Raw genomic sequence first — 20,669 nt, 5'->3', positions numbered from 1 at the left:
AGCACGGCCGGGCCCGAAGTCCCTGTCGGTCGTACCCATGGCCTGGCTTGCACTTACCGCGGACCCACAGACCTTTCGCGTCCTGGCCAGGCGAACGGCACGGCTGCACAGGAAGCGCCCTGAGGGCGAGCGCCTCGGCCTTCAGGGCCGTCCGGCCGGCCGCCCGACCCCATGGTCGCGGAAGAGATTGGCGATGACTGCGTCCAACGCGACCAGGGAGCAGTTGAACCCGAAGGTCCAGAACACTCGTCCCGCCCGAGGTTTGCCACGTAGTTCGCCCTCCCTTCGGCTTGTCGCCGATTTCGTCACTGCCGTGCGGTCGCGACCCTCGCGATCTCGGCCGGGTCGACGAGATGGGAGTGGTCGTCCTCGCCCACGTCGATCTGAACGACGTCGATGCGCCCGTTGAACCTGCTCGAGTCTCCGTACGCAGGGCTGACCGGCACCCCGTAGTCGTCACCGATGTCGGTGGTCTCGTCCGCGGAGAAGATCATCGGCTGAGTCCTGTCGACGCGACCGGAGCCGACACTGCGACCGTCGAGGTAGAGGTTGACGTCGCCGCCCTTTGCGAGGCCGCCGCCGTCGTAGACGAACTCGGCCCGGATCTGATGGCTACCCGACGCCGGGAGCTCCTCCTTCGCCTCGGTCACGAACTCCTGCATGCCGAGCAGGTTGTAGACGAAGGCGGCCCGTCCCCGCTTGATGTAGAGCGCCCAGCCACCGAACCGTCCGCCCTGCGCCACCAGCACCCCGTTCGGCGGACCCGCGGACGGCGAATCGAACACGGCAGTGACGCTGAACGACCGGTTCTTGACGTCGAGGACGCTGTTCTCGCTCAGTCGCTTCATCCCGGGGAACAGCACCTGGGTCGTACCGGTGACCAGCTGTGGACGACCGGCGATGGTCGCGTTGAGCCGTTCGAACCGGCGGTCGTCGATGGGCAGGACGTTGTACTTCACCGCTTCGATCAACCACAGCCGCTGCAGCGCCACGAGTCGGTCAGGCAGCGTGGCCGCAAGATCCCGCGACTGCGTCCAGTCGGTCGATCCGTCGTAGAGTTCCCACACGTCCTCGTCCAGCGGCGGCAGGGTCTCTGTCGGCAGCCACGGCGTGCTGTGCCGGGTGACGGCACTCCACCCCTTGTAGTAGATGCCCCGGTTGCCGGCCATCTCGAAGTACTGCAGCTCATGCCGCTCGGGAGCGTCCGGCTCGTTGAAGCTGTAGAGCATGCTGACGCCCTCGATCGGAGCCTGCTGGACCCCGTTGACGAACTGGGGCTCGGGCAGCCCGGCCGCCTCGAGCACCGTCGGAGCCACATCGATGACGTGGCAGAACTGCGACCGCTTCTCGCCCTTGCCGCCGATACCCGCCGGCCAGTGCACGATCGTGCCGTTACGAGTGCCACCCCAGTGCGAGGCGACCTGCTTCGTCCACTGGTAGGGCGAGCACATCGCCCACGCCCACCCCACCGAGTAGTGGTTGTACGCCCCCTGCGTGCCGAGCTTGTCCTTCATCGCGACCATGAACTCGGGCGTCTCGATCGAGGCCAGTCCGTTGAAGTTCGCCATCTCGTTGAACGCGCCGTTGACCGTTCCCTCGGCGGACGCCCCGTTGTCACCGATGATGTAGTAGACGAGCGTGTTGTCCAGCGCGCCGATGGTCTCCAGCGTGTCGATCAGCCGCCCGACGTGGTGATCGGTGTGCTCCAGGAACCCGGCGTATATCTCCATCTGACGTTCCAGCACCGGCTTGAGCGCCTCGTCCATCTCCGCCCATGCCGGGATGACATCAGGCCGCGGGGTCAGCTCCGCGTCGGCAGGCACCACCCCTGCTTGTTTCTGCCGTTCCAGAATGGCCGAACGCTGGGCGTCCCAGCCGTCGGCGAACTGACCGGCGTACCGGTCCGCCCATTCCGGCGGCACGTGGTGCGGCGCATGCGTCGCTCCGGGCGCGAAGTACATGAAGAACGGCTTGTCCGGCGCTAGCGCCTTCTGCGTGCGCACCCAGTCGATGGCACGGTCGGCGAGGTCCTCGGTCAGGTGGTAGCCCTGCTCGGGTGTCCTCTCCGGCTCGACCGGGGCCGTCCCCTCGTACAGCGCCGGGTAGTACTGGTTGTTCTCTCCGCCGATGAAGCCGTAGAAGTACTCGAAACCACCCCCGCCGGACGGCCACGCGTCGAACGGTCCGACCGGCGAGGTCTGCCACGGCGGCACTTCGTGACACTTGCCGAACTGAGCGGTCGAGTAGCCGTTGAGCTTCAGCGTCATGGCCAGAGCAGCCTTGGTGTTCGGCCGCAGCCCGTTCGAGCCCGGAGCCGCCGTCGCGGTCTCGGTGATCAGACCCATGCCGACCGAGTGATGGTTGCGTCCACTGAGCAGTGCGGCTCGCGTCGGCGCGCACAGTGCGGTGGTATGGAAGCGGGTGTAGCTGAGCCCGTCGCGCTGCAACCGCTCCGCCGTCGGCATCTGCGCCGGCCCACCGAAGGCGCTCCCGGCTCCGAACCCCACGTCGTCGAGCAGCACGATGAGCACGTTCGGGGCACCCTCGGGAGGAAGCAACGGCTCGATCGGCGGGAACACCGAGTCCGGGTCCTTTGCGTCATAGGTGACCAGACCGAGATGCTGACGATCAGGAATCGGCAGCACCCCTCGACGCGCGCCCAGACGATCCGCCATAGCCATCCACTCCTCGCCCACACGCCCGACATCGTCAGCGACCTTGCGCGCCACGGAGCCCACGTGAATCACCTGGCGCAGGTGAACACCCCGATTCGGGGAACAGCCCCCTCCCCCACCTGCGACTGCCCCGATGACGGCGTGCCCCGGTCGGGCATCCGTCCCCTGCCTCCATCGACCGGTTGTCCTGCCCTGGGGTCGCGACACGAGCCCTCGCGGGCAGCAGGTAGGGCGCAGCGGCGCCGGCTGTGCCCTGCTTCACCAAGAGCGGGACAGAGTCCCGGCGCGCGGAAGCATCGCCCAGACGATCTTCCCCTGTACGGTCGGGAGGAACCCCCAGTTGGCGCTGAAGGCGTCCACCATGATCAAGCCGTAGCCGTCGGATCGCCGGCACGATGCCTGCCGTCCTCGGTCGGCCGGCACCGGTTGATCAGGTGAGCCGTCGGCCACTTCGATCTGGACGCGGTCGCGAAGACGCACCACCAGCTCGAGGGTCGGGCACGCATGCTCGATCGCGTTGGCGACCAGCTCCGAGACGATGATCTGCCCTGCTCGGGAGACCTCGTCCTGCCCCCAGCGGTCACAGGCGTACTCCACGATGTCGCGTGCTTGACATGACGCGCTGGCATCGAACGGGAGGCTCACGGCGAACGAACGGGGGGTGGGGTCGTACTCGAGGCTTGCTCGGGCCTGCTCAACGGTGTCGAAGATGCCGAGGAAACGGGCGCCGAGCTGGCGAAGCCGCGCGCGGACCGCCGTGGATGCACCGGCCAGCGCGACCCGAAGACCGTATTCCCGTTCCGCCCGCCGAGCGATCATGGGAAGGATCAGAAGGCCGAGTTCGTCGCCGAGCCGAAGATCACTCAGATCCAGAACGAGACCCAGAAGTGCCTCCGGCAGGATCTTGGCCGTTTCGACCTCGACCAGCGGGGCGTTGACCAGGCACAACTCGCCCCCGACACGCAGAACCGGAACCGGACGGAAACCCTCGGACGAGCGGTCAACAGTTATTGCCGGTCTGTCGTCCACGGACCCTCCACCGGGCCGGACCCTCCACGCAGACGCTGTCTGGGCGCCGGAACCCGAGATCAGGCTAGACCGTGTGAGGGCCCGGCGCCTTGCTCGCAACTCGGCGCGGGTCACCGCCACGGCGGTGGCGATGCCGCAGTCCCCGGACGATCGTGCTCGCGCAGGTGGCAGGGATCAGGGCTCCTGTGGGGCTTGCCGAAACGCGGCCGTCCTGTCCCGCCGTCACCGCTCCGGCGAAGGAGTAGGATCGGGGTTGTCGAGAGCATCTCGCACGTGGGCGGTCGAGCCCCGTCGTCCTCGACGAAAGCCCCAGACCCGTCGGTCAGCTGCCGGGGGACGGGAGCACCGACATGATGTCGGCACCCACCACTCCACGAAGGGCGACGCAGGCGAGGCCCGCCGTGGTTCGTCATGAGCCGCTGCGGTTGCGGTTGAAGCCGAAGGCGGCGACCACGGGCTACGTGGACGGTGGCTGGTGGCCACGGTCCCGCGACCTCGCCGTCGAGCTGCCGGGCCTGCTGGAGGTGCTGGCGGTCAGGCTGGGGCGAATTGAGCGGGTCGGCTACCACCTGACCGCGTGGCCCCCGACCGTCAGGAAGATCAGCTGTGGCGGCAGCGTGGTGCGGCTGGCGGGTTACCGCACGCAGCACGCCGACACGATGGACGTGCTCGGGGCACGGCAACGGGTCACGCTGCTCGTGGTGCCCCCGGAGGCGTCCGCGCCGGCCGCGCATGCGGCGCTGATGGCAGCCGGGCACCGCGGCAACACCGACCACGTCGAGGCGTTGCTCCGGTCCGTTCGGACCACGTCGGAGGTCCTGGACAGCGCGGACGCCGAGGCGGAGGCGGCGCAGCAGCGCTGGGAGCTCGACGGCGGGTCGGTGTCGGTCGGCGTGGGACCCACTGCGTAGTCGGCGTCGCCAGCGGGTCGGCGTCACCGCCGGCTGTGGCGGGCCGGACACCTTCACCGGCCCGTCGCGGCCACCCGGACTGGTCTTGTCGGGCGCTGCCCGGCGTCGGTGCCGACATGACGAGCTGAGTGACGAGTAGCCCGCATGACGACCGCCTCGTCGCTCGCCCACCCCCACCAGGGCTGCTCGCCCGGTTGCACCTCTCAACGGAGCAGGATCATGAGCTTCACCGTTATTGCCGTCGTAGTGCTGGTTGTCGTACTGATCCTCCTCGCGTTGGCGGTGCGGATCGTCAAGCAGTACGAGCGAGGGGTGTTGTTCCGGTTCGGCCGCGTGCGGGGCCTTCGGGAGCCGGGCCTTCGCTTGATCATCCCGCTTGTCGACGTGCTGCACCGGGTGTCGCTGCGCGTGGTGACCATGCCGATCCAGTCGCAAGGAATCATCACCCGTGACAACGTCAGCGTGGACGTCTCGGCTGTCGCCTACTTCCGGGTGGTCGACGCGGTGAAGTCGGTCGTGGCCATCGAGAACGTGGACGCCGCCATCAACCAGATCGCGCAGACCACGCTACGCAAGGTCGTCGGCCAGCACACCCTCGATGAGACGCTGTCGGAGACCGACCGGATCAACCGAGGCATCCGGGAGATCCTCGATGTGACCACTGTGGACTGGGGTGTGGAGGTCACGCTGGTCGAGCTCAAAGACATCCAGCTGCCTGACAGCATGAAGCGGGCCATGGCGCGGCAAGCCGAGGCCGAGCGCGAGAAGCGCGCCAAGATCATCAACGCCGAGGGCGAATCGCTTGCCGCCGCCGCGCTGGGCGATGCCTCGGACCTGATGATGGCTCACCCGCTGGCCCTGCAGCTGCGGAACCTTCAGAGCCTGGTCGAGATCGGCGTGGACAAGAACACGACGGTCGTGTTCCCGGCGGCGTTGATGAGCACGATCGGTGAGCTCGGCGCATTCCTGGCCAGGGAGAGCCACGCTGCCGGGGCGGGAGCTAAGGTGATACCGACCCAGCCGGCGACCCCGACCAACGGCGCAGCGGTCGGGTCCCCCCCGGCCTGAGCGGCCCACCCGCCGCGCCTGCCTGAGCGGACCCTTGTTGCGGGCATGACCTGGCCAACGGGAGAAGGACACGGCGAGGGTCTTCCTCGGAGTCGCCGGGCACAGGGCAGGCGAGCGCGAACTTGCCGTGCGAGCCGCCGAGCGCCCCATGCTGCCGACCGCCTACTCCGCTGAACGCTGCGAGCAGGGCCCGTCGCCGATCGCGCAGCCGGGCCCACTCCCGTGGGCCACGGTGGCGGTCCCCGTGTGGGTGGTCACGGCGGGAACGGAGGGTGTGGAGTGCCCGCCGAGCCCGATGATCAACCCGCCCGCGACGGCCGCGGCGGCGAGGACCCCGCCGACCGCGACGGCGACGGCCCGGCCGGTGCGCGCCGGCGGGGCACCGGCTTCGCGCGGGGCCGGCCCGCGGGAGTTCGCGGCGCGCAGGGCGGTGTAGTAGTCGTAGCCCAGGCCGTAGCCGTAGCAGTCCATCCCGGCGAGCGCGGAGGCCCACACCCCCGGCCGCGACGTCTGCGCCGGACGGTCCTGCACCGGGCCGGGACGCGCGGCGTCGCGACGGCGGTCCTCGGGACCCTCCGGGTCGGACTCGCTGAGGGTGATCGTGGTGCTCATGGGGCCTTCTCCTCGGGGTCGGCGGGACGGGGACGGGGCGCCCCGACGCCCTCGACGGTGCTCCTCCCCGGGCCCCCGCCCCGTCGGGCCGGCGGTGGACGTGTCGGCTGATCACGCCGTCCTCCGATCGCCCGACCCCGCGTCGACCCGACTGACGCCCGGACGACAGGACGGCAGGGAGCCACGACGCGCCCTGCGCGTGGGGTGCGTCGTGGCTCCGCCGGTGCCTCAGATGGGGAAGCGCAGGGTGGCACCGAGGCCGTCGGCCAGCTCGCCGTGCGCGAACAGGCCGGGCTCGGGCGCCTCCTCCCCCGTGGCGTCCGCGGCGGCCCGCGCCTCCTCCTCGGCCTGCCGCGCGTCGTCGAGCCGGTCCTTGCCGCGGACGACGGCCGGGTCGTCCAGCCGCACGAGCTGCCCGCCCTGGCACGCGAGGGCCCGGATCACCGCCGGCACGGCGGGCACCCAGTGGGGATCGGTCGCGTTGAGCGCCTCGAGCTCCTCCCGCTGCACGCCGAGGTGCGTCGGCTCGGTCCCGGCCCACACCTCGGCCTCGGTCAGCGCGGCGGGATCGAGGAACAGGGTGTCGACGGCCTCGGCCCGCACGGCCGCGACGACGTCGGCCAGCCCGGTGACGGCCTGCCCGTCGGGCCGGCCGGCCAGCTGCCGGTAGTGGCCCCAGGCCGCGCGGCGCTCGGCGTCGAGGACGTCCTCGACGGCGGCGGCGACGGTGTCCGGCACATCCTCCGGGGAGATGCCGCCGGAGTGGTCGATCTGCGCGACGATCTGCGCGGACCGCTCGGACAGGGAGTCGACGAGCAGGGACCGGGCACGCGGGGGGCCGGCCACGACCAGGACGCGCGCCGCGCTCGCGCGCACCCGCGCGTCCACCCGTTCGGCCACGGCGGCGGCGTTCTCGCGCCAGGTCTCCTCGACCCGCTCCTGCATGTTGAGGTGCGACAGGCCCCCGCCGCGGACCTTGTGCACCGGCCCGCTGGGCCCGCTGACCTGCTCGGGTTCGGTGTCGCCGGGGGCGAGGATCTCGCCGCCCTGGTCGTCGACCCGCACGACCACGGCCGGCACCTCCTCCCGCACCTCGCCGGTCACCGCGCCGAGCTCGGGCAGCGGCGACCAGGTGGTCAGGGCGGTGCGCGGCGGCGCCGGCAGCACGGCGTCGACCAGGACGCCCTTCTCGGCGGCCACGAGCACCCGCCCGCCGGTCCCGTCGACCGGCGGGGCGTCGGCAAGCGCGCCGTCGACGGCCTCGACGACGGACTCCGGCGCACCCTGTCCCGAGAGCTCCTCGCGGACGCCGCGGCGGCGGAGCTCGTCCTGGCGCGCCGCGTCCTCGGTGTCGTGGGAGACGTCGAGCATCACGGTCGCGAAGGGGCCGGGTGCCGCGCAGGCGTCGCGCAGCCAGTCGAGTCGCACGGGATCCTCCGTTCCGGGCGCCGCCGGAGCGGGCCCTCTCGAGGACGGACACGGTCGACGTCGGCGATACCCGGTGGGCCACCCACGAAACGGGCGGCGGGACCGGTCGGGCGGGGCGGCACTACACCCGGGCGGGTGATTTCCGATCCCGCACCGTGGTCGCTCCGCCATGGTCCGTAACGACACACCGGGACGGGACGAACCGGACGGTGATCACCGGGGTGATCGTCGGGGCGGTGGGAGGAGCGGGGTGGGCGGACTCTCGCTCGTCGACGGGTGGCTGCCGACGGCGCTGCTGGCCGTCGGCGGGATCGCGGTGTTCGGGTTGCTCACGCGGTGGGGCCGCGGCGCGGTGGCCACGGTGGTCGTGGCCGTGCTCGTCGCCGCCCTCGTGTTCGCGGGGCTCAACCCGCTCGTGCTCGACGTGCTGGACCTCGTCCCGGAGCCGCTGCCCCGGCAGGTGCTGCTCTGGACCGCGCTCGGGCTCGGCGGCGTCGTGCTCGCGCTGGGGTCGCTCGTCGGCACCCGCCCCGGCCGCAAGGTGGTCGCGATCGTGTGCGGGCTGCTGGTGGTCGTGTCCGCCGCCTCGCAGATCAACGTCTACTTCGAGCAGTACCCGACGCTCGGCGCCCTCGCCGGCGGCGACGAGCAGTCCTTCGCCGGTGGGCACGGCGCCCCCTCCCGCTCCATGTCCACCCCGGTCGCCTCGCGCTGGACCGGCCCGGCCACCGGCACGTCGAGCATCGAGACCGCACCCGTCCCCGGCACCGTCAGCGGGTTCACCGCCCGGGACGCCCAGCTCTACCTCCCCGCCGCCTACAACTCGCCGAAAGCCCCGTTGCTGCCCGTGCTCGTGCTCGTCGCCGGCCAGCCCGGGGGTCCCCAGGACTGGGTCGTCGGAGGGACCCTCCAGGCCTTGATGGACGACGTCGCGCAGCGGCATGGTGGGCTCGCGCCCGTGACCGTCGTCGTCGACCCGAACGGGGCGGACGGGAACAACACCATGTGCATGGACTCGGACATCGCGAAGGCCGACACCTACCTGTCGGTCGACGTCCCGCGCTGGATCGAGGCCACCCTCGGGGTCGACTCCAACCACGCGCACTGGGCCTTCGGCGGCTGGTCCTTCGGCGGCACCTGCGCGCTGCAGATGGCCACCCGGCACCCGGACCTGTACCCGAACTTCGTCGACATGGCGGGCGAGCGCGAGCCCGCGATCAGCGCCGACCGGACGCAGACGATCCAGACCGCGTTCCACGGCGACACCGCGGCGTTCGACGCGCTCACGCCGCTGACCCTGCTCGCGGAGCGGAAGTACCCCGACGAGTGGGGCTACTTCGCCTGCGGCGGGGACGAGCAGGAGGTGGGGGCATGGCAGACCGAGGTCTCGACGGCCGCGCAGCGGGCCGGGATGACGGTGCGGACGCAGGTCGTGCCGGGGCAGGGGCACTCCTGGGGGGTGCCGCACGCGTCGCTCCCGCCGGCGATGGACTTCCTGGGTCCGCGGCTCGGCCTGACGGCGGCGGCGCGGTGAGCGCACCGGACGGCGCGCCGGCGGGCGGGAGCGTCGACGACGAGCCTCTCCCCGCCGAGAAGCCCGCGGTCGGCAAGCCGACGGCGAAGGCGTCCGGCCCACCGCCCGCCGCGCCGGTCACGGCCGACGCCGCCCCGCCGGCGTCGGCCCCGCTGCCCGCGGCCGCCGGCCGCACCGCCCCCTTCGAGGTCTGGGCCTCCCGGCTGACCGCCGCGCTCCCCCACACCTGGCGCCGGATGCCGTTCACGATCACCGTGGTCGCGGTGACCCTGCTGGTCGGGCTGGTGGGGCGCACGATCTGGCGCCCGCTCTGGCAGGAGGGCTGGTTCCCCCAGGTCGCCTACGGCGTGCCCGCCCTGCAGGAGGGCCGGCTCTGGACCCTCTTCACCGGCTGGTTCTTCGCGATCACGCCCGGGCAGTACGTCAGCGGGCTGCTGCTGTTCGCGATCGTCGTCGGCGCGTGCGAGATCCGGATGGGCACGAAGGTCGTCGCCGTCACCGCGCTGGCGGGCGAGATCGGCGGCGTGCTGCTGGCCTCCCTGCTGGTCTGGGCCCTGTCGCACACGTCGTGGCCGTGGGCGGTGCACCTCGCGACCGTGCGCGACGCCGGGTTCACCACCGGCGCGCTCACCGTCCTCGCGGTCACCACCGCCGCGCTCCGGTCCCCCTGGCGGCTGCGGATCCGGGCGCTGCTCGGCTTCTACGTCCTGGTGGCGTTCCTGTTCGAGGGCACGCTGTCCGACGTCGCCCACCTCATCGCCGTCGGGGTCGGGTTCGTGGTGGGCCAGCGGCTCTTCGGTGTGGAGCCCGGCTTCGGCCCGCGGACCCGCCGCGAGACGCGGCTGCTGGCCTTCGCCGGGCTCGTCGCGATCGCGCTGACCGAGCTCGTCGTGCTGCTCTTCCCCGGCCGCGGCCCCTTCGGCGAGACGGCCGGCCGGGCGACCTCGCTGCTCGACGTGCTGGTCGACGTCGTGATCGTCGGGATCGTCGCCAACGCGCTGCGGCTCGGCAAGCGGTGGGCCTGGTGGGTCACCGTCGTGCTGGGCGTGCTGAACGCGCTGGTCGCGGTCGCCGCCGTCGTCATCCTGCTGGTGGGCGGGGTGGTGACCGACGAGGCGATCACCCTCGGCACCGGGGTGCTGTGGATCGCCGTGCTGGTCGTCCTGCTGTTCAACCGGCGGGCCTTCCGGGTCCCGATCCGCCGCCGCGTGCCCGGTGGGGTCGCCGCGAGCGAGGGCGACGCCCTCGAACGGGCGCGCACCCTGCTCACCTCGGTCGGCGGCTCGACGATGTCGTGGATGACGCTGTGGCCGGAGATGCGCTTCTACTTCCTGCGCGACGGCCGCGGGTACGTCGGCTACCAGCGGCACGCCGGGATCGCCCTCGCCCTCGCCGACCCGGTGGCGCCGCAGGGCACGATCGCCGCCGCGGTCAGCGAGTTCACCGAGGACGCCGAGCGCGGCGGGCTCACGCCCTGCCTGTTCTCCGTCACCGACACCGCCGCCGAGGCCGCCCGGGCCGCAGGCTGGCGGACCGTCCAGATCGCCGAGGACACCCTCGTCGACCTGCCCGGGATCGCCTTCAAGGGCAAGAAGTGGCAGGACATCCGCACCGCGCTGAACAAGGCGAAGCGCGAGGGCATCGAGTTCCGGGTGGTCACCCTCGCCGAGGAGTCCTTCGCCGTCCTCGCGCAGGTGCGGGCGATCTCCGAGGAGTGGGTGGGCGACAAGGGCCTGCCGGAGATGGGCTTCACCCTCGGCGGCGTCGACGAGGCCCTCGACCCGGCGGTGAAGGTCGGCCTGGCGATCGACGCCGGCGGCAGCGTCCACGGCGTGACGTCCTGGATGCCGGTCTACGCCGAGGGCGGCCGGATCCGCGGCTGGACCCTCGACGTCATGCGGCGCCGGACGGACGGGTTCCGGTCCGCGATGGAGTTCATGATCGCGTCGGCCTGCCTCGCGTTCGCGAAGGACGGCTACGAGTTCATCTCGCTGTCCGGGGCCCCGCTCGCCCGCGGGGACGACCAGGCGGAGCTCGACCGCACCGACCGGCTGCTGGACAAGCTCGGCGGGGCGCTGGAACCGTTCTACGGTTTCCGTTCCCTGCACGCCTTCAAGGCCAAGTTCTCGCCGCGCTACGAACCGGTGCACCTCGCATTCCGTGACGAGGCGGACCTCCCCCGTATCGGAATCGCGCTCACCCGGGCGTATCTGCCCGACGCCACACCGCGACAGCTGATCGCGGCCGGTTTCTCCGGGGGCGGCAAGGAGCCGGCGAGACACTGACCGGACACTTTCCGTCGTCGATTCTGATGATCTCCGGAACCGGGACTTGTGGGGCGACAATGAGGTGCGCTAGCTTTCTTTCCGCACGGGGGATGCGCACTTGGGGCGCCCTGTCAGGTTCAATTCCTGTGTCCTCCACCAACGTCCGGCCGGGGGCCGATCGCGACTCGCGATCGGCCCCCGGTCGCGTTCCGGGGCACGGCCGGGGCCGCAGCCGGATCGGCGGCTCCGCCTTCCCCACCCCCTCGTCCGAGGAGACCCGATGACCGAGCTCGCCCCGGCGTCCCAGCCCGCGCTCACCGACTCGGCCCGGCACTCCGGCCGCCCGGTGCTCGACGCCGGGCGCGGCCAGCCGAACTGGATCGCCACCACCCCGCGGGCCGCGTTCTTCCGGCTCGGCTCCTTCGCCGTGGAGGAGGCGGGGGCCGCGGGCTCCGCGGCCGCCGGCGACCCGTTCTGGGGCCGCACACCGGCGTCGGCCGGGATCGCGGACCGGCTCGCGGCCGCGCTGACCCTCGACCCGTCCGAGGGCGCGCGGTTCCTGTCCGCGGCGGTCGACTGGGTGGTGCAGGAGCTGCAGGCGGACCCGGACGCGCTGGTCACCGAGCTGGTCCGGGCCGTGCTGGGTGACGGCTACCCCTCCCCCACGCGGATGCTGCGGCACTGCGAGCAGGTGCTGGAGCGCTACCTGGTGGAGGTCACCGGGGTGGAGCCCGGCCCGTCCGGGCGCTTCCACGTCTTCGGCACCGAGGGCGGCGCCGCCGCGATGGCCTACACCTTCCGCTCCCTCAAGGAGAACGGCCTCGTCTCGCCGGGCGACAAGATCGCGATCGCGGCACCGGTGTTCACCCCGTACCTGCAGATCCCGGCGCTGGCGGACTTCGGCTTCGAGATCGTGGAGATCCGGGCCGCGGCGAACAAGCCGTACCGGTTCGACGCGGGCGTGCTGCAGACGCTGCGCGACCCGGCGATCAAGGCGTTCGTGGTGATCAACCCGGGGAACCCGGACACCCGCGCGATCCGGCCCGAGCGGCTGCGCGAGGTCCGCGACCTCGTGCACCACCACCGCCCGGACCTCGTGATCGTGGCCGACACGGTCTACGCGACCTTCGTCGAGGGGTTCCGCGGCATGCTGTCCGAGGTGCCGCGCAACGTGATCTGCCTGCACTCCTTCTCGAAGAACTTCGGCGCGACCGGCAACCGGCTCGGGTTCGCCGCGGTCGCGGCCGACACCGTGCTCGACGACATCCTCGCCGGCCGTACGGGCCCCGCGCGGGCGGCGGCGGACCGCCGGTACTCGTCGCTGGCCCCGGACTCCGGGAGCCTGCCCTTCCTCGCCCGCATGGTGGCCGACAGCCGCGAGGTGGCGCTGCACAACATCGCCGGGCTGGCCACGCCCGACCAGGTGCAGATGGTCCTGTTCGCGCTGGCCCACGTGATGCCGGAGGGCGCCGCGCACGCGGCGTCGCTGCGGGCGGAGCTGCACGAGCGGCTGGCCGCCCTGCTCGGCCCGCTGCGCGTCGAGGCGCCGGGCGGGCAGGACACGCTCTACTACGCGCTGATCGATCTCATGGCCGTGGCCCGCGTGCGGCACGGCGAGGCGGGCGTGCAGCGGCTCCGGACGGCCGACCACGGGCGGGTGCCGGAGATGCTGGCGCACGACCACGGCGTCGTCGTGCTGCCCGGCGGCGGGTACGGCGCGCCGACCTGGGACGTCCGCGTCTGCCTGGCCGCGCTGCCCACCGAGGAGCTGGCGCGGGTGGGCGAGGCGATCACCCTCGTCGTCGACGAGCTGGTGGGCTGACGCCCGCCCCGACCGACGGGGTGGGGTCGGACCCGCTCAGACCGCTGCGCGGGAGCGGTCGCGCTGGGCGTCCATCAGGCCGTCGAACACCGTCCGCCAGTCCTCGGCGAGCGGGTAGCCCTTGCGCTGCGCCTCCTCGAGGCTGAGCTCGATCGGCATGCCGAAGGTGTCGTGCAGCTCGAACAGGTGCGTGCCCGTGACGACCTCGCCCTGCCGGTTGAGCCGGCGCAGCATCGACAGCCCCTTACGCAGGGTCCGGGCGAACTGCCGCTCCTCCTTCTGCAGCACGGCGACGATGCGCTCCTCCTGCTCGGCCACCTCCGGGTAGACGTCGGCGAACAGCTTGCCGACGATCGGGACCAGGTCCGCGGCCACGCCCGCGGTGAGCTCGAGGTCCAGGCCGAAGCGCAGCGCCCGGCGGACGAGCCGGCGCATCACGTAGCCCTGCTTGGTGTTCCCGGGCTTCACCCCGTCCGCGGCGAGGAAGGCCGCGCCACGGACGTGGTCGGCCACCACCCGCATGGCGTGGACGATCTCCGGGGCGCCGCCGTCGTAGCTCTTCCCGGAGACCTCCTGGAGCTTCTCGACGATCGGCCACAGCAGGCTGACCCGGTAGACGTCCGGGTTGTCGATCGAGGCCGCCGCGATCCGCTCCAGCCCGCCGCCGAAGTCGACGTTGCGCCGCGGCAGCTCGGCGACCCCGGTCTCCGTCCTGCGGAAGGTCATGAAGACCGAGTTGCCGATCTCCATGTACTGGCCGCCGTCGGAGTTCTGGTGCGGGTACCGGCCGTAGCGGGTGTCGTGCTCCACCTGCGGGAAGTAGTAGAAGACCTCGGAGTCGGGACCGCCCGGGTCGCCGACGGGCATCTCGTCCGGCCCGCCGAACCGGCTCCACCAGTTCTTGTGGCCGTAGAACGCGATCCGCGCGCCCTGGTTGCCGTGCTCGTTGCCGTACTCCTCGGTGCCGAGGTCGATGCGCCGGCACTCGATGCCGCGCTCGGCGAAGAGCCGTTCCCAGATCTCCGCGCTCTCCTCGTCGCGCGGGATGCCGTGCTCGGGATCGCCGAGGAAACAGGTCACGTAGAGGCGGTTCGGGTCGAGGCCCACGACGTCGACCAGGAAATGGAACACCCGCGGGATCTGCTCGGCCTTCTCGTAGTCGCCGAGACTCCAGTTCCCGAGCATCTCGAAGAAGGTGGTGTGCCGGTTGTCGCCGACCTCGTCCATGTCCTGGGCGCGCAGGCAGGGCTGGACGTCGGCGAGCCGCGCGCCCTGCGGGTGATCGGCCCCGAGCAGGTATGGCAGCAGCGGTTGCATCCCGGACCCGGTGAACAGGGTCGTGGGGTCGTCGCGCAGGACGATCGGCGCGCGCGTCACGATGGCGTGGCCGTCCTGGGCGAGCATGTCGAGGAATGCCCGGCGGATGTCCTGTGCGTCCATTCCGCCGAGCCTGCCAGGGAGATCGGCCGCACCATAAGACCAGAACGGGGTACAGCCCGAAGAATTGTGCGAATCCGTCACGCCTCGTCGTACAGGAATCGCGTGCGGTAACGGGTCGCGGCCACCAGGAGGAGGAGTTCCACGACGACCGCGACCACCACGAGCTCCGCGTCGAGATAACCGAGGGCCACGTTCACGAAGGCCAGCGCGATCACGAGCCCGGCCCGGCAGAGCGTGGTGCCGGCCCGGTCCCGGCCCACCAGCAGGGCGAGGGCGGCGAGCAGCAGGAGGACGCCGACGACCGCCTCCCCCGCCGACGCGATCACGAGGGCCGGTGGCCGGGTGCCGGGCGCGACGGTCCGGTCGTCGAGCACGATCTGCACGTCCGGCGCGGCGGTGAGCAGGGCGACCAGCACGGCCAGCCCGACCAGCGAGAGCAGGCCGAGCACGGCCGAGCCGGCGGCCAGCAGGAGCCGGTGGGCCCACCGCGGGAGGAGCACGCGTTCGGTGCGGGCGAGGGCGCTGCGCGCCCCGTCGAGCCGGTCCCGCGGGGTCTCGACGGGTGCGGCCTCGACCACCGGGTGCACGGCGCCGGCGAGCGTGGCCAGGTCGGGTCGGGTCGGCTGGGTCCGCAGGGCGTCGAGGTCCCGGAGCAGTGCGGTGCGGGCGGTGGGCTGCAGCGGCCCGTCGGCCAGGTCCTTCATCCGGACGACCGCGGCGTACGCCAGCTCGCGCGGCCTCCCCTTCGGCAGGTGCCGGGCCAGCACCACCACGCCGAGCACCGCCAGGAAGGTGCTGTAGATGATCGGCGCGGCGAGCGGGGTGAAGTAGTCGTTGCGACGGGTGATGAACTTGCCGACCTCGTCGACGAACAGCCCCGAGCCCACGCCCACGCACACCGCCGTGGCCGGCTGCACCCAGCGGTTGCTCCACAGCAGCGCCACCACGCCCCCGGCCAGCAGCAGCGCGCCGCCCCACAACGCGTGGGCGAGGTGGTACTCGCCGCCGCCGATCTGCGGGTAGCCGGTCAGCGCCAGGTACAGCCGGGTCACCACCACCGTCACCCCGAACGCCACCGCCAGCAGCCGCACGGTCTGTACCGCGTCCTCCCGCACCACGGGGCCGCGGAGGCGGGTCGCGGTCGGCTCCTCAGAGGCGGCGACGGGGGTGGCGGCGTCGGGGGTGGCGGCGGCGGCCGGCTCGACGCGCCCCGGCCCGGGTTCCCTCGGCTCCGCCGTCGCCGTCATCGCACCCTCCCCCGGGCCGCGGCCGTGTGCGCGAGACGGTAGCGATCGACGGGCGGTCGCGACAGCCCCGTGATCGCAGGTCGGACCGGCGACGAGCGGGGACGAGCACGACCGCCGGCGACCTTGGAGCCGACCGCTCTCCGGGGCCGAGATGGTCGATCGTGGACGCGGAGTGTCGGAGAACGACCGCCTCCGTCTCGAACCAGTGATCATGCGTCGGGACCGTTGCTTCTCCACCAGCACCGCCGCCGTTGCTCGACGGGCGGGGCTCAGGGTTCCGCGAGCCAGGCGAAGCCGAGGGCGGGGAGGTGGGCGCGGCCCTCGTGGACGCGGACCGGCCCGTCGAAGGCGAGGACGGTGTCGAGCCCCCCGACCAGCCCGGCGTCGACCGAGGCGGGGTGCTCGGCGAAGTTCGCGAGGCCGAGGAAGGTGCCGCTGCGGGGGTGGCGGCGGCGCCAGGCGAGGACGTGCGGGTCGTCCTGCAGGAGCACCTCGGCGGGGGCGCCGGCGTGCAGCGCCAGCAGCTCCGCGCGGGTGGCGGCGAGGCGGCGCAGCCAGGCGAACACCCGGCCCTCGACGGAGGTGGCGTCGTGCCGGCGGGCGAACGCGCCGGCGTCGAGCCACGGGCGGTGCATCCAGCGGTTGTCCGCAGCGAGGGCGGGGTCGTCGAGGTAGGAGTGGTCGTTGCGGAGCGCGAGCTCGTCGCCCATGTACAGCAGGGGCACGCCGCCGTAGGCGTAGGCGACCGCGTACACCAGCACCAGACGACGGATGCCGGCCTCGAGCGCGCCGCCGTCGCCGACGTCGAGGGCCTGCTCGATCCCGCAGAGCGAGGCCGCGCTGCCGGAGATGCGCGCGTCGCCGGTCTCCGGGTTCTCCTGGAAGAGCGCGCCGCGGGCGAAGGAGCCCGGGTACCGCCCGGAGTAGAAGTCGTTGAGGAAGTGCCGATGCGCCGCGCCGGTCCAGCCGACGGCGGCCGCGTCGACGTCGCTGATGGCCCAGCCGATGTCGTCGTGGCAGCGGACGTAGGTGGCCCAGGAGGCCTCCGACGGGATCGGGTCCATGCGCCGCAACGCCTGCACCGCGAGCCGCGCGTCCCGGGTCGCCAGGCACGACCACAGCAGCACCATGAGCTGGTTGTGGTAGGCCAGCTCGCACTCGGGCCGGTGCCGCGGGTGCCCGCCGAGGTAGGGCACGAGGTCCTCCGGCGCGACGATCGCCTCCGCCTTGAACACGGTCGCCGGGGCGGCGAGCTTCACCGCGGCGTGCAGTGCCTGCAGGAGGTCGTGCACCTCGGGCTGGTTCTGGCAGTTCGTGCCCAGCCGCTTGCCCATGAACGGCACGGCGTCCATCCGGAAGATCTCGACGCCCCTGTCCGCCAGCGCGAGCACCGTCTCCAGCATCGCCGCGAAGACCTCGGGGTTCTGGTGGTCGAGGTCCCACTGGTAGTCCCAGAAGGTCGTCCACACCCAGCCGCCCGCGCCGTCCCGGGCCTCGGGCACCCAGGTGAAGGAGCCGGGCGCCCGGTCGGGGAAGACGTCGGGGATGGTCGCCTCGTAGGCGTCGGGCAGCGTCCGGTCGGGGAAGGCCGTGTAGAAGCCGGCGTACCGCGGGTCGCCGGCGAGCCAGCCCCGCGCCCACGGGTGCTCGCGCGCGGTGTGGTTGAGCACCAGGTCCACGCACAGGCTCATCCCCCGCGCCCGCAGGGCCCCCGCGAGCTCCTCCAGGTCGCCGAGCGTGCCGAGCCGGGGATCGACGGCGCCGTAGTCGGCCACCGCGTAGCCGCCGTCGTTCTCCCCCTCGCGCGGGCGCAGCACCGGCATGAGGTGCAGGTACGTCACGCCCAGCTCGGCGAGGTGGTCGAGGCGGGCGTGCAGGCCGCGCAGCGTGCCGGCGAACCGGTCGGTGTAGGCGACGTACCCGACCATGCGCGGGTCCTGGTACCAGCGCGGGTGCACCTCGCGGCGGCGGTCGAGCTCGCGCATCGGTGCGGGACGGGCGGCCGCGGCGGCGAGGGCGGCGCGGACCAGGCGGGCGGCGAGGGCGTCCGTGTCGTGCCGGTCGCCGTAGAGGGCGTCGAGCGGCAGGTGCAGATCGGGAAACCACAGCTCGAGCCGGGCCAGGAAGCCGACGGCCTCCGCCCGGCCCAGGGCCGCCTCCGCCTCGGGCCGCAGCTCGGGGAGCAGGGACCGCAGGCAGGTCGCGGCCGCCCGCCGCCGCTCGGCCTCGGGACGACGGCGACGGGCGTCGGGATCCGCAGCCGCGCCAGCATGGGGCGCGGCCGGGGACGGCGCCGGCCCCTGGCGGTCGATCATCCGTCCATCCTGCCGCGCACCGGCCCGGTCCGCCGGATCGCGCGCCGCCCTCAGGCCCGTCCGTCGACGGTCCAGCGGCGCAGCTCCCGTCCCACCGCGCCGATGACCCCCACGCACAGGACGCACGCGGCGCCGCCGGTCGCGGCGGCGAGCTCGGGGCCGACGTAGCCGGCGACGAGCCCGGCCCGCGCGTTGCCGATCCCGGGTGCACCGGCCCCGACGACGTACTCCGCGGCGCTGACCCGGCCGCGGTGCGAGTCCGGCGTCGCGAGCTGGACGACGGTGCCGCGGGAGATCACGGACACGGTGTCCGCCGCGCCCGCCGCGGCCAGGCACGCGAGGGCGGCGCCCAGGCCGTCGACCAGCCCGAACACGCCGAGCGCCGCTCCCCACACCGCGGCCGCACAGATCATGACCAGCCCCGGCCGCCGTGCGCGGGTGGCCGGGCCCGAGGTCAGCGCGGCGACGATGCCGCCCGCGGCGATCGCGGACAGGAACAGCCCGAGGGTGCGCGGGTCGTTCTCGAAGCGCTCGGCGTTGAGCGCCGGGAAGAGCGCGACGGGCATCGCGAGCACCGTTTGCGCGAGGTCGATCCCCAGCGCCGCGCGGAGGACCGGCGTGCGCAGCAGGACCTGCCAGCCCTCCACGGTGTCGCGCAGACCCGCGGCGAGCCCGCGCCCGGTGCGGTCCCGGTCGGGTCGCATCGCGGGGAGCCGGGCGACGCCGTAGAGCGACAGGGCCGTGGCAGCGGCGTCGAGCGCGTAGGCCGCGGTGGTCTCCCACCCCGCGATGACCAGGCCCGCGAGGGCGGGCCCGACCAGCATCGCGCCCTGGAACGAGATGTGGTTCAGGGCGAGCCCGGGGGCGACCTGGTCGCGCGGGAGCAGCCGCGGCACGAACGTCCGCCGGGCCGAGGAGCCGAGCGCGGTGCAGCCGGTCTGTGCGGCGACCAGGGCCAGGACCAACGGCCACGACCGCAGGCCCACCGCGGCCTGCACCGCCAGCAGCCCGGCGACGACCGCCGCCCCGGCGCTGGTGAACAGGACCAGGCGACGCCGGTCCAGGGCGTCGGCCAGGGTGCCGCCGAGCGTCCCGAACACGGCGATCGGCACCCCCGTCGCGAGCCCGACGACGCCGACGAGCACCGGGCTCGCCGTCAGCTCCCAGACCTGGGCGAGCACGGCCACCACGGCGACCTGCCCGCTGAAGGCCGACGCCGTCGACCCGATCCAGAGCCGCCGGAACCCGGCGTGCCCGCGGAGGGGCCGGGTGTCGAGGACCCGGTCGAGCCCGCTCATCCGGCACCGGCCCCGCGCTCGTCCGGGAGGTGGGCCCGGATGCGGTCGAGGAAGGGCCGCTCGCGCAGGGCGGCGGCGACGTCGTCGATCACCCGGGTCATCGGGTACGGCAGGGCGGAGTCGAGCTCGGCGAAGGCGGCCTCGGTGGCCCGCCACTCCGCCTCGAGGAAGGGCACGAGCGCGCGGCCCTTCCCGGTGAGTGCGACCTCGCGGGTACGCGCGTCGGCGCCGGGCGCGGTCTCGACCAGCCCCTCCTTGCGCATCTCCGTGACGGTCTGGCTCATGGCCGAGTGCGTGACGTCGATCTGCGCGGCGAGCTCCTTGATCGGCATCGGGCCGAGGTGGTGCAGGCGGATCAGCGCCATGCTGAACCGGGTGCGCACGCCCCGGACCCCGCGCTCCGCGTAGAGCTGGGCGATCGCCGCGTCCATCGCGTCGAGCAGGTCCTTGAGCGGCCGCAACCAGCTCTCGAGGGTGGGGTCGGGGGATGTCACAGGACTAATATAACAGGACTGTCAGGACTGAGACGGTCGACCTGCAGCTAGAGGCCGAGCTCGGATGCGAGCGCGGTGCCACCATCGATCGCCGTGCGAGCATTCCGACGCCAGCCAGATCGGCTCAGCTTCGCATGCTCGTGACCTGCAGACTTTACCTTGTGTTAGAACACGCGTTCGAGTACGATCGGATCATGCTCCCCAGCCCGGTCGCCGACGCGCGGCGGCTGCTCGACGAGGCCGTCGAGGCACTCGCGGCCGCCGCCGGGCAGGGTGCGGCGGCGGAGCTGGTCGACACGCTGCGGGCCGGCGAGGCGGTGGGCCGGCGGCTGGACCAGATCAGCGGGCAGGCGGTCACGGCTCTGGACCGGCAGGGCAGCTTCGCCGAGCACGGCTACGCCTCCCCGACCCGGGCGCTGCAGGATCTGCTGCGCCTCGACCGCAAGACGGCCGCGCAGCGGGTCGCGGTGGCCGAGGCGGTCGGCCCGCGGAGCGGGCTCGACGGCGCGGTGCTGCCCGCGCGGCTGCC

Annotated in this window: 15 protein-coding genes; 6 read left to right on the top strand and 9 right to left on the bottom strand. The window is 72.9% G+C overall.

All coding sequences use genetic code 11. From position 1 onward, the window contains the following. Positions 1 to 305: 305 nt before the first annotated feature. Positions 306 to 2,729, bottom strand: coding sequence for an arylsulfatase (locus AB0B41_RS31850; protein ID WP_358209923.1), 2,424 nt, complete (start codon positions 2,727 to 2,729; stop codon positions 306 to 308). Between the two features lie 204 nt (positions 2,730 to 2,933). Then, entirely contained in the window at positions 2,934 to 3,704 is a 771-nt protein-coding gene (locus AB0B41_RS31845) for an STAS domain-containing protein (RefSeq protein ID WP_358209921.1), read from the bottom strand. Positions 3,705 to 4,105: 401 nt separating this feature from the next. Between AB0B41_RS31845 and AB0B41_RS31840 the strand changes: the two genes are divergently transcribed. Together AB0B41_RS31840 and AB0B41_RS31835 are read left to right on the top strand one after the other, a co-directional pair. Further along, on the top strand, positions 4,106 to 4,615 hold the full coding sequence (locus tag AB0B41_RS31840; RefSeq protein WP_358209919.1) for a DUF5994 family protein: 510 nt from the start codon (positions 4,106 to 4,108) through the stop codon (positions 4,613 to 4,615). Between the two features lie 219 nt (positions 4,616 to 4,834). Further along, positions 4,835 to 5,683 (top strand): slipin family protein, encoded by an 849-nt coding sequence (locus AB0B41_RS31835; protein ID WP_358209917.1) that lies wholly within the window; start codon positions 4,835 to 4,837, stop codon positions 5,681 to 5,683. Positions 5,684 to 5,845: 162 nt separating this feature from the next. Here the strand turns inward: AB0B41_RS31835 and AB0B41_RS31830 are convergent, their stop codons facing one another. After that, positions 5,846 to 6,295, bottom strand: a complete 450-nt coding sequence (locus AB0B41_RS31830) for a hypothetical protein (protein WP_358209915.1) — start codon at positions 6,293 to 6,295, stop codon at positions 5,846 to 5,848. Positions 6,296 to 6,523: 228 nt separating this feature from the next. Beyond that, positions 6,524 to 7,723 carry a Vms1/Ankzf1 family peptidyl-tRNA hydrolase gene (locus tag AB0B41_RS31825; RefSeq protein WP_358209913.1) on the bottom strand — a complete coding sequence of 400 codons (1,200 nt, stop codon included), beginning with the start codon at positions 7,721 to 7,723 and terminating at the stop codon, positions 6,524 to 6,526. A gap of 250 nt (positions 7,724 to 7,973) precedes the next feature. Here AB0B41_RS31825 and AB0B41_RS31820 point away from each other — a divergent pair, with 250 nt between their 5' ends. From AB0B41_RS31820 to AB0B41_RS31810, 3 genes are all read left to right on the top strand, one after another. Then, positions 7,974 to 9,257 (top strand): alpha/beta hydrolase-fold protein, encoded by a 1,284-nt coding sequence (locus AB0B41_RS31820; protein ID WP_358209911.1) that lies wholly within the window; start codon positions 7,974 to 7,976, stop codon positions 9,255 to 9,257. Further along, positions 9,254 to 11,542 carry a phosphatidylglycerol lysyltransferase domain-containing protein gene (locus AB0B41_RS31815; RefSeq protein WP_358209909.1) on the top strand — a complete coding sequence of 763 codons (2,289 nt, stop codon included), beginning with the start codon at positions 9,254 to 9,256 and terminating at the stop codon, positions 11,540 to 11,542. The genes AB0B41_RS31820 and AB0B41_RS31815 overlap by 4 nt, the downstream gene beginning before the upstream one ends. Positions 11,543 to 11,804: 262 nt before the next feature. Then, the gene (locus AB0B41_RS31810; RefSeq protein ID WP_358209907.1) at positions 11,805 to 13,346 is read left to right on the top strand and encodes a bifunctional aspartate transaminase/aspartate 4-decarboxylase; all 1,542 of its coding nucleotides are present in this window, start codon (positions 11,805 to 11,807) and stop codon (positions 13,344 to 13,346) included. 36 nt (positions 13,347 to 13,382) lie between these two features. On the opposite strand, the gene AB0B41_RS31805 is transcribed toward AB0B41_RS31810, so the two are convergent. The 5 genes from AB0B41_RS31805 to AB0B41_RS31785 all read right to left on the bottom strand — a co-directional run bounded on the left by AB0B41_RS31805 (position 13,383) and on the right by AB0B41_RS31785 (position 20,140). After that, positions 13,383 to 14,786 (bottom strand): alanine--tRNA ligase-related protein, encoded by a 1,404-nt coding sequence (locus AB0B41_RS31805; RefSeq protein WP_358209905.1) that lies wholly within the window; start codon positions 14,784 to 14,786, stop codon positions 13,383 to 13,385. Positions 14,787 to 14,863: 77 nt separating this feature from the next. Next, positions 14,864 to 16,033 (bottom strand): hypothetical protein, encoded by a 1,170-nt coding sequence (locus AB0B41_RS31800; RefSeq protein WP_358209903.1) that lies wholly within the window; start codon positions 16,031 to 16,033, stop codon positions 14,864 to 14,866. A 269-nt stretch (positions 16,034 to 16,302) separates the two neighbouring features. Continuing rightward, positions 16,303 to 18,348 carry an amylosucrase gene (locus AB0B41_RS31795; protein WP_358209901.1) on the bottom strand — a complete coding sequence of 682 codons (2,046 nt, stop codon included), beginning with the start codon at positions 18,346 to 18,348 and terminating at the stop codon, positions 16,303 to 16,305. A gap of 50 nt (positions 18,349 to 18,398) precedes the next feature. Then, positions 18,399 to 19,646 (bottom strand): MFS transporter, encoded by a 1,248-nt coding sequence (locus tag AB0B41_RS31790; protein ID WP_358209899.1) that lies wholly within the window; start codon positions 19,644 to 19,646, stop codon positions 18,399 to 18,401. After that, positions 19,643 to 20,140, bottom strand: a complete 498-nt coding sequence (locus AB0B41_RS31785) for a MarR family transcriptional regulator (protein ID WP_358209897.1) — start codon at positions 20,138 to 20,140, stop codon at positions 19,643 to 19,645. Before AB0B41_RS31785 ends, AB0B41_RS31790 begins: the two co-directional genes overlap by 4 nt. A gap of 194 nt (positions 20,141 to 20,334) precedes the next feature. Here AB0B41_RS31785 and AB0B41_RS31780 point away from each other — a divergent pair. Next, positions 20,335 to 20,669 (top strand): hypothetical protein (locus AB0B41_RS31780; protein ID WP_358209895.1); only part of this gene is annotated, 335 nt, incomplete at its 3' end.

Origin of the sequence: Pseudonocardia sp. NPDC049154 (genome assembly GCF_040648315.1) — a bacterium.
GTDB lineage: Bacteria > Actinomycetota > Actinomycetes > Mycobacteriales > Pseudonocardiaceae > Pseudonocardia.
The sequence above is the reverse complement of the archived record's forward strand: the minus strand, read 5'-3'. Positions and strand labels throughout refer to the sequence as shown.

Bases quoted from the DNA above. Each gene is read 5' to 3' on its own strand.
- AB0B41_RS31835 (WP_358209917.1), top strand. From the start codon at position 4,835: ATGAGCTTCACCGTTATTGCCGTCGTAGTGCTGGTTGTCGTACTGATC.
- AB0B41_RS31830 (WP_358209915.1), bottom strand. From the start codon at position 6,295: ATGAGCACCACGATCACCCTCAGCGAGTCCGACCCGGAGGGTCCCGAG.
- AB0B41_RS31810 (WP_358209907.1), top strand. From the start codon at position 11,805: ATGACCGAGCTCGCCCCGGCGTCCCAGCCCGCGCTCACCGACTCGGCC.
- AB0B41_RS31805 (WP_358209905.1), bottom strand. From the start codon at position 14,786: ATGGACGCACAGGACATCCGCCGGGCATTCCTCGACATGCTCGCCCAG.
- AB0B41_RS31800 (WP_358209903.1), bottom strand. From the start codon at position 16,033: ATGACGGCGACGGCGGAGCCGAGGGAACCCGGGCCGGGGCGCGTCGAG.
- AB0B41_RS31795 (WP_358209901.1), bottom strand. From the start codon at position 18,348: ATGATCGACCGCCAGGGGCCGGCGCCGTCCCCGGCCGCGCCCCATGCT.
- AB0B41_RS31790 (WP_358209899.1), bottom strand. From the start codon at position 19,646: ATGAGCGGGCTCGACCGGGTCCTCGACACCCGGCCCCTCCGCGGGCAC.